Source organism: Streptomyces sp. CNQ085, from assembly GCF_022614595.1.
Classification (GTDB): Bacteria; Actinomycetota; Actinomycetes; order Streptomycetales; family Streptomycetaceae; genus Streptomyces.
Genome location: NZ_JAJFAU010000173.1, coordinates 1 through 9,425 on the forward strand (window position 1 = coordinate 1; position 9,425 = coordinate 9,425).

The 9,425-nt window shown below is 76.0% G+C and carries 5 protein-coding genes and 1 pseudogene; all 6 read left to right on the plus strand.

Going from position 1 to position 9,425, the window contains the following annotated elements; genetic code table 11:
• Positions 1-368 precede the first annotated feature (368 nt).
• On the plus strand, positions 369-1,877 hold the full coding sequence (locus tag LJ221_RS21455) for a hypothetical protein (protein WP_241718367.1): 1,509 nt from the start codon (positions 369-371) through the stop codon (positions 1,875-1,877).
• Between the two features lie 268 nt (positions 1,878-2,145).
• The gene (locus LJ221_RS21460) at positions 2,146-3,693 is read left to right on the plus strand and encodes a HEAT repeat domain-containing protein (RefSeq protein WP_241718368.1); all 1,548 of its coding nucleotides are present in this window, start codon (positions 2,146-2,148) and stop codon (positions 3,691-3,693) included.
• 133 nt (positions 3,694-3,826) lie between these two features.
• A complete protein-coding gene (locus LJ221_RS21465) occupies positions 3,827-4,960 on the plus strand; it encodes a glycosyltransferase family 1 protein (protein ID WP_241718371.1) in 1,134 nt (377 codons plus the stop codon).
• Positions 4,961-5,159: 199 nt separating this feature from the next.
• Positions 5,160-6,683 carry a hypothetical protein gene (locus LJ221_RS21470; protein WP_241718369.1) on the plus strand — a complete coding sequence of 508 codons (1,524 nt, stop codon included), beginning with the start codon at positions 5,160-5,162 and terminating at the stop codon, positions 6,681-6,683.
• Positions 6,680-7,651, plus strand: a complete 972-nt coding sequence (locus LJ221_RS21475; protein ID WP_241718370.1) for a hypothetical protein — start codon at positions 6,680-6,682, stop codon at positions 7,649-7,651. The genes LJ221_RS21470 and LJ221_RS21475 overlap by 4 nt, the downstream gene beginning before the upstream one ends.
• Positions 7,652-7,694: 43 nt before the next feature.
• Positions 7,695-9,425: pseudogene (locus LJ221_RS21480) on the plus strand (hypothetical protein); the annotation flags it as partial.

Consider the following 9,425-nt stretch of genomic DNA (forward strand, 5'->3'; position numbering starts at 1 on the left):
GGCCGGGGCATGCCCGCGACCGCGGGCGGCGTGCGTACCGGCTCGGGGCGGACGGCGGTGTCGTACTGCGGTCGCGGACGCGGCCGGACCGGGGCCGGCACGGGAGACGGTGTTGGATTCATGGACGAGCCGGATCCCTTCGTGCACCGACGGATTGCCGCGCCACCCGGCCGGCCGGGGCGCACCGCACCCTGGGGAATGCGGAAGCCCGGAGACCGGACGGGATGGCGCGTTCCTACAGGACACCCGGACACGGGTGGCACACCATCTGGCGGACCCTGGCGAACCCTGGCGAATGCCCGCGCGCCCCTTCGGGGGCGTTCCGCGAGGGCTACTGTCGAGGCAGCCGAGAACCTGGGGGCTTCGACGTGACCAAGGGACCCAACACCCGCTTGGCGGACCTGTTCGGCCTCACCGGCTGGTCCAAGGGCGAACTCGCCCGGCGCGTGAACCGGCAGGCGGCGGCCATGGGCCACCCGCAGCTGGCGACCGACACCTCCCGGGTGAGGCGCTGGATCGATGTGGGGGAGACCCCGCGCGAACCGGTGCCGAAGGTGCTGGCGACCCTGTTCACCGAGCGACTCGGCCGTGTCGTGACCATCGAGGACCTCGGGTTCAGCCGACCGGGGCAGGCAGGCAGGCGGCAGTCCGTCCACGGGCTGCCGTGGGCTCCTGAGCAGACCGCCGCGGTCCTCACCGAATTCACCGGAATGGACCTCATGCTCAACCGACGCGGCTTGGTGGGCGCGGGCGCCGCGCTCACCGCAGGACCGGCGCTCAGCGGCGCCCTGTACGACTGGCTCCGAACCGACCCGGCTCCGGCGGGAGCCCTCCGGCCGGGCGGCCCCCCGCCCGCCGCTCCCGCCTCCTTCGACCGCTACGAGGCCGTGCCCGTCGGCTCGGAGGAGGTCGAGTCCCTGGAGCACTCCGTGGAGGTCTTCCGCGCCTGGGACGCGGCCCGCGGCGGAGGCCTCCAGCGCAAGGCGGTGGTGGGCCAGCTCAACGAGGTGGGCGGCATGCTCGTCTACCGCCACCCGCAGCACATCCAGCGGCGGCTGTGGGGGGTGGCGGCCAACCTGGCGGTGCTGGCCGGCTGGATGTCCCACGACGTCGGCCTGGAGCCCACCGCCCAGAAGTATTTCGTCATCGCCGCGCACGCGGCACGCGAGGGCGGCGACCGGCCCCGGGCCGGGGAGGCCGTCTCCCGGGCCGCGCGCCAGATGGTGCACCTGGGCAGACCCGACGAGGCTCTGGACCTGATGAAGCTGGCCAGGGCCGGCTGCGGCGAGGAGACCCTGCCGCGCACCCGCGCGATGCTGCACACCATCGAGGCGTGGGCCCACGCCTCGATGGGGCGCGGCCAGGCGATGCGGCGCACCCTCGGGCGGGCCGAGGACCTGTTCGTCTCCGACCGGGGGGACGTGCCGCCGCCCAGCTGGATGCAGCTGTTCGACGAGGCCGACCTGCACGGGATGCAGGCGCTGGCGTACCGCACCCTGGCCGAGCACGACCCTCCGGCGGCCAGGACGGCCGAGCGGCACGCCAAGGAGGCGCTGCGGCTGCGGGAGAAGGGCCGCGAGCGGTCGAAGGTCCTCGACTACATCTCCCTCGCCTCGGCCTGCTTCATCGCCGACGATCCCGAGCAGGCGGACCGCTACGCACGGCTCGCCCTGGTCACCATCGGCAGCACCTCCTCCCACCGCACCTGGGACCGGCTGCGGGAGATGTACCGGCTCGCCGGGCGGTACGCCGGCTACCCGAAGGTGGAGGACCTGCGCGAGGAGATCGCACTCGTCCTGCCCACGGCCCCCGGGTCCCCCGGCACGAAGGCCGGTCTGCCCGCGCCCCGGCGGACCGGGGGCGGCGCGGCGGTGTAGCGGGGGACGGCGGCCCTCGTGCCCGGCCGTCCTCCGGCCGCGGGTCGCCCGGGGCCGCCGTTCCCCGCCCGTCCTCTGTGTGTACGGACTCGGCGCGGCGCCGCGGTGCCGGTATCCTTCGGCGGCCGGAGTGACCGCTTTCCGCACGGCGCCGGGAACCCGTGGGGGCCCCGGGGTGAACGGGGGACCAACCCTCGGTGACCGGCCGGAACGCCGGAGAGCGGAAATCCCGTTGCCAGTCCCTCCCCCCGCACCGGATGCTGACCTTATGTTCGCCGATTCCGTCGATTCCGACATAGCGCCCAGCGGTACGCTGCTCGGTCTCCTCCAGAGGGGCCGCGGCGACGGCACGCTGCACGCTCTGGCGGCCCCGCGTGCCGAAGCGCTCGCCGCGCTGAGCCGCTGCCTGCGCTGGGACCCCCGGCGCGACTGGCGGCTCGAGCACCGCTCCCTGTACTACGCACGGCTCCACGTGGAGCTGGACGCCGGGCTCGATGACATCGAGGAGTACCTGTCCGGCCCCGACGACCTCACCGACACCGGCGAGGAACGCACCGGACTGGCCCTCTCCGTCCTCGGACACCTGACCTCCTACGGCGACCGCGGCGCCCTGCTGCTGCTGCGCCGCTACGCCTCGCGCGGCGCCAACTGGCGCTGGGCCCTGGACGAACTGGCCGTCCGCGACGACGACGCCGGCCTGCGTCCGCTGGGCCCCGCCGTCCTGGCGCGCTTCCCGCGCACCCCCGAGGGCGACGCCGAGCTGGCGGCTGCCGTCCGCGACGCCTTCGAGCCCAGGCCCTGGCGGCTGTGGGCCGAGGATCCCACCCGCCCCGAGCAGGGCGAACGCATCGGGCGCGCCCGTGAGCAGGGCTCCTTCGGCCGCTGGCGGCGCCAGCTGAGGCCGGCCGGGCCGCGGCCCGGCTGGAGCGTACGCGCGGTGCTCGACTGGGCTCAGGAGGGCGACCGGATCCCCTCCGCCGCGCCCTCCGCCGACCCTGCCGTCGGCGGACCGCTCGCCTCGGCGTCCGGAGCTCTCACGGACCGCGTCCCGCGGCACCGCGAGGCCGCCGCGGCCCGCTGCCTGGCCGCCGTCGCCGGGCCCGAGGACCGCCCCGAACTGCTCGACGTCGCCCTGTCCGGTCCCGGCATCGCGCGCGCGGTGGCCCTGCGCCACCTGGCCGATCGCGGCGACCCGGCCGCGCTGGACCTGATCGAGGCGGCCGTGGCGGAGTCAGGCGTCCCCGGCCCCGCCGGTTCCGCGGACGCCCCCCTGGGCACCGTCACCAGGGCCGCGTTGAACGCCCTCTCCCGGATGCGCGGCACCGCCGCACTGGAACGCGCCCGCCGGTGGGCGCGGCGCGAGGACGCCCTGGGCACGGCGGCCGCCACGCTGCTGGCCTGTCACGGCACGGAACGGGACGCGCCCTCGGTGACGGCCGCCCTGCGCCGCACCGTGCGCGCTGAGGGGCCCGACTCCGACGCCCTGTGGCCGCTGGTCGACGGCGCCGGACGGCTGGCCGTGCACCGGGCCGCTCCTCTCCTGCGGCACGTCTACCGCGAGACGTCCTCCTCCCATCTGCGCGGCCGGGCGGCCCGGGCCCTGGCCGCCACCGACCCCGCCTTCGCGGCGGGCTTCGCCATCGAGTGCCTGTGGGACTGCGAGGAGTCCACCCGTGAGATCGCCGCCCGCCACGCGGCCACCGGCGACACCCGGGTCGTCGAGCGGCTGCGGCGGCTGGCCGCCGATCCGGCCGAGGAGGAGGGGGTGCAGAGCGCGGTGCGAGGCCGGCTCGGCTCGGGGGACGGCGCTCGCTGACCGGCCCCGCCCGCGGTACTGGTCCGTTCCCGGGTGAGAACCGGCAACCGCTCACGGGACGTTCCCCCGACGGACACGCGAATGTTGTCGTGGGCACGCAAGCAATGGCCAGAACCGCCGTATGAGAACCCGGCTGAAAGTCGCCATCGTCACCGAGTCCTACCCTCCCGATGTCAACGGTGTGGCCCACTGCGCCTGGCAGACCGCCGTCCACCTCGCCCGGCGCGGCCACAGGCCACTGGTGGTCGCCCCCGCTCCGCCTCCCGGTACCCGCACCTCCGCCGACGGCCCGGCGCCCGTCGTCCACGTGCCCTCCCTGCCCCTGCCCGGCTACCCGCAGGTGCGCGTCGCCCTGCCCAGCCGGCGGCTGGGGGCGGCCCTGTCCGCACACCGTCCCGACGTGGTCCACCTCGCGGGGCCCTTCGTTCTCGGTGTACGGGGCGTGGCCGCCGCCGCACGCATGGGCGTGCCCACTGTGGCCGTCTACCAGACCGACCTGGCCGGATACGCCCGCACCTATCTCGGTGCCGGAGAGGGCGCCGCCTGGCGCCGGATATGCTCTGTGCACACCGCCGCCGACCTCACGCTCGCCCCGTCCACCGTCTCCGCGCGCGAGCTGGCCGACCGGGGTGTGCCGCGCGTACGGCTGTGGCCGCGCGGGGTGGACACCGGACGCTTCGACCCCGCGCTGCGCGACGAACGCCTGCGCCGTGCCCTGGCGCCCGGCGGCGAGGTGCTCGTCGGATACGTCGGGCGGCTGGCCCCCGAGAAACGCGTCGATCTCCTGGCCGGGGCCGCCGCCCTGCCCGGCGTGCGCACGGTGGTGATCGGCGACGGGCCGAGCGGCCCCGCGCTGCGGCAGGCGATGCCCGGCGCGCTCTTCCTCGGCCGCCGCACCGGCGACGATCTCGCCCGGCTCTTCGCCAGTCTGGACGTCTTCGTGCACACCGGCCCGTTCGAGACCTTCTGCCAGACGGTGCAGGAGGCACAGGCCGGTGGCGTCCCCGTGATCGCCCCCGCCTCGGGCGGGCCGCTGGATCTCGTCGAGCAGGGACGCACCGGGCTCCTGGTGCCTCCCGGCGACGCCGACGCCGTGACGGAGGCGGTGCGCACCCTCGCGGCCGATCCCGCGCTGCGCGCCCGGCTGGCGCGGGCGGGGCGGGCGGCTGTGGCCGGACGCACCTGGGAGGCCGTCGGCGACCGGCTCCTGGAGTACTACGCCGAGACCCTCGACGCCCGGGCCGCCCGGTTGGGAGCCGCCGCGTGAGCGGACCGCGGACCGTCGGACCGGCCGGCCTCGCCACCCCCGCCCCGGGCGGACTCCGCACCGCCCCGCGCGAACCGGGCGGGGGCCACCGCGCCGCCGCCCGCGACGCGCGCCCGTGGAGCCCGGGGCCGGAGCCGGCGGGCACGGGAGCTCTCCGTCGTTTCGATCTTTGTCGGTGCCAGCGCCTAATCTGTGCCGTGTGACCACAGCAGTATCCGCATCGCCCCCCGGCCCCGGGCGGCCCGCGCCCGGCCCGGCCGCCGACGAGGGCCTGGCCCGGCGCCTGCGGGCCCTGGCCTGCACCGCGCCCCTGCACGACCTGGACGCGCGCAAGGCCAACCTGGCCGGGGAGTACGGCACGTACTCGATGGCCGAGGTGGCGCTGGCCGCCATCGACCTGGTCACCCTGCACATGGACTTCGACACCGGCGCCGACCACGAGGAGATAGTGGCCCGACTGCTGCCGCGGGTCGCGGCCCAGGCCCCGCGGCGGCCCGCCGCCGAGCACGAGCGGGTCGCCCGGTGGGTCCTGGAGAACCTGATCAACGTCGGCAGTGTCGACCGTGGCTTCCGCGCCGTCTACGGCACCTTCGGCCCCGACGGCGAGTACGTGCGGCGCGACTACGACTTCAAGCTGATCGAGGAGGTGCCGGGCCCGGGTGGGGGCGTGTACCTGCGCACCACCGACGAGGCGGTCAACGTCCTGGTCGGCGCCCTGGACACCGATGTCACCAGCGCACAGATCGCCGCCGAGGTCAAGCTGGAGGTTCTGGTCAGCCGGGGCCGCCTGGCCGACGCCCAGCTCGCCGCCGAGCAGGCCCGCTACCGCACCGTGCAGTACGCCGAGACACTGCGCCGCACCCTGGAGGCCACCCGGCGCAACGTCCGCGCGGTCGACTGGCTCAACGACGTCCCCGACATGATCGCCGAAGCGCTCGACCACGTCGCCGACCGCTACCGCCACGAGAACGCCATCCTCACCAACATCCGCAGGGCGCGGGACGAGTCCCCGGCCGACAGGAACCCCGACCACAAACTGCGCGCCGCCGAGCTGGTCGACATCGTCAAGGACTGCATCCGGCGCCACACCCAGCTCCAGTCCCGGCTGCTGGAGGCCGGACCGCTCTTCCGCGCCGAGCAGGACCGGCAGGCGTTCGCCCCGCCCGCCGCCGGTGCCGGCCTCGACCTGTACGGGCAGCTGCTGGCTCCCCTGCTGCCCTTGCCGGTGGAGAGGGCCGGCAAGGTCACCGACGCCTTCTTCGCCCGCGGCACCGGGCTGCGCACACCGACGGCCGTACGGCTGGGGGACCTGACCGAGATGCTGCTCACCCCGCCCGCGCCCCGCGAGCACCTGGGCGCCGAGATGCCCGAGCCGGATCTGGTCGCCACCCCCGACGACAGCCGGTTCAGCGAGGAGCAGCTGGAGGCGGCCCGGGAGCTGCTGGACCTGCCCGCCGACGCCCCCCGCCGGCTGTCGGGCCTGCTGGCCGAGGCCCGCCGCCGCGACCCGGACCTGCCCTACCTGGTGGCCCTGCTGGCGGTGCACGCCGCCAGCCCGCCGGTCGGCACCGCCTACCGGCAGGGCGAGCGGCGCCTGCTGTTCGCCGTGGACGACGGCACGGAACTGGACGACTCGGAGTTCGGCGGCGCGGACCTCGTGGTGGGGACGGCCCTGCTGGACGCCGCGGGTATGGCGGCGGACCGCACGGAGGTGGCATCGTGAACGAGCACGGCCCGTACGGCGGCCACGACGGCTACGGCGGCCACGACGAGCGGGAGGGGCCGGGCGGACCGGGCGGATCCGGGACGCAGCCCCCGCCGGAGCCCGGGGACCGGCCCGGCCACCCAGCGGCGTCCGGCAGGTCCGCCGCCCTCACCCCGCCCGACGCCGCCGACGCCGCCCGGCTGGTCTCCTTCGGTCTCCAGCCCAGGCTGCTGCCCGCCCGCGACGCCGAGTACGCGGAACTGCTGCGCCGCTACCGGGAGGAACCCGCCTTCGCCCGGCTCGCCGACGCCGTCGCCACCGGACTCGGACTGGTCGTGCTGGAGGTCTCCCCGCGCGCGGGGATGGCCGTCACCGCCGCCGAGGGCTCCGTCTTCGCCGTGCGCATGGGCGACTACGCCCGCCGCGCCACCTCCGACTCCACCGACCGCTTCCTGCACGGCTTGGCCCATCTGGCCGTCGCGGCCCTGTCCTTCCCCCGCCCTGAAGACCTGGCCGACGACGGCTACGTCGGCAGGATCTCCGTCAACGGCGTGGACGCCTTCGTCCGCCAGGCCTGCCGGAGACTGGAGGAGCGTGCCGGGAGGGAGGGCGAGAACACCGACCCGGCCAGCGACGCGCCCGGCCTGGAGGCCGCCTGGCGGGTGTACACACGGCGCAGCGCCACCGGAGCCACCAAGGACTCCCGCCGACTGGCCGGCTCCACCACCGGGATCGTCGCCAGGGCCGCCGCCTTCCTGGCCGACTCCGGCTTCCTCCAGCGCACCGGCGACGAAGCCGGTGGCACCTATCGCACCACCGCCCGCTACCGGCTCCAGGTGCGCGACATGGCGGGCAGCGCCGCCATGACCGAGCTGCTGGAGCTGGGGGTGGTGCCCGTCGGCGACGGCAGCGCCACCCTGCTGCCGCCCCCCGACCCCGACGCCCTGGAGCCGGCCGCCGACGCCGGACTCCCCTTCCACAGCTGACACTCCTCCCCTCCGACGCCAGAGCAACGAGAGCCCCGCCGCCATGTACGAGCTGTCCCGGATCCGCCTCTACTCCATCGGGCCCGCCGGTGCGCGCTACGCCGACACCGTGCTGGACCTGCGCGGGGTCGGCGAACCGGTGCCCAGCCCCGCCCCCGCCCAGGCGGACTTCTTCGAGGACGAGCCGATCGGCCCGCCGCGCCGCCCCGCGCCCGCCGGAGTGCTCTTCCTGGAGAACGGCGGAGGCAAGTCCGTCCTGCTCAAGCTGATCTTCTCGGTGATGCTGCCCGGCCACCGCAACACCCTCGGCGGCGCCAGCTCCGGCGTACTGCGCAAGTTCCTGCTGGCCGACGACTGCGGACACGTCGCCCTGGAGTGGCAGCACACCCTCACCGGGGAGACCGTCGTCGTCGGCAAGGTCAGCGAGTGGCGCGGCCGCCAGGTCTCCAGCGACCCGCGGAAGTTCGCCGAGGCCTGGTACAGCTTCCGTCCCGGTCCGGGCATGAACCTGGACTCCCTGCCCGTGGCGGAGTCCACCGCGCTGCGGCCCGTCGCCGAGGGAGCCTCCTCCGCCCGCGGCCGGCGTCGCACCATGAAAGGCTTCCGCGATGTCCTGGTGGATACGGGCAAGGCATACCCGGGCCTCGACGTGGTCTGGGAGGAGGTCCACGAACGCTGGAACGAGCATCTGGGCCACCTCGGCCTCGACCCCGAACTCTTCCGCTACCAGCGGGAGATGAACGCCGACGAGGGCGAGGCCGCCGGCCTGTTCGCCGTCAAGAACGACTCCGACTTCACCGACCTGCTGCTGCGCGCCGTCACCGACACCCGCGACACCGACGGGCTGGCCGACCTGGTGCACGGCTTCGCCCACAAGCTCGGCCGCCGCGCAGAACTCACCGCCGAGAAGGACTTCACGGCCGGGTCGCTGGACCTGCTGCGCCGCATCGACGAGGCCGCCCGGCACCGCGAGCAGGCCCGCGCCGTCCACGCCGGAGCCGAACGGCGCACCCGCACCCTGGCCCGGCGGTTGTCCGCCCGCGGCACCGAGGAGCGCGGGCGCGCCGCCGAACTCGCCGAGCGGGCCGACCACGCGGACCGGGCCGCCGCCGCGGCCGACCGCGACCGCGAGCGCGCCGCACTCATCGCCGCCGAACTCGCCTACCGTCACGCCTCCCTGGCGCTGGCCGCCGGAGAGAAGGGCGCCGCCGCCCAGCGCCGGGAGCTGAGCGACGCCCGCACCCTGCACGCGGCCTGGCAGGCGGCCGAGACGGTGCTGGCGCACCGCGCCGCCACCGACCGCGCCGCCCGGGTCGCCGCGGCCATCCAGGAGGCCGAGCGCGACGCCGCCCCCGCGCTGGCCGCCCGTGCCCGGGCCGCCACCGATCTGGTGCGCGCCCTGCACGCAGCCGCGGAGCAGGCCGAGCACCTCGCGGCCGAGGAGGAGGGGCGCTCCACCGCCCTGCAGGGCGAGGGCGAGGCCGCCCACCGCGACGCGACCGCCGCCGCCACCGAGGCCCAGCGCGCCCGCAGCGAGGGCGAGCACCTGCGCCAGCGCCTGACCGAGGTCGAGCAGGAGACGGCGCAGGCCGTACGCGCCGGCTGGCTGGACGGCTCCTCTCCCGACGCCGACCCGGCCCGCGCCGCCCTGGCCGCCAGCGACGCCGAGAAGGAAGCCGTCGTCGCCTGGGAGACCGCGCGCGAGCGCGCCCGCCGCGCTGCCGAGCGCGCCCGGGAGACCGTCGCGGCACGCTCCCGCGCCGAACTGGCCGGC

Excerpts from the sequence above, each read along its gene's own strand:
- LJ221_RS21460 (WP_241718368.1), top strand. The coding sequence starts at position 2,146 with ATGTTCGCCGATTCCGTCGATTCCGACATAGCGCCCAGCGGTACGCTG.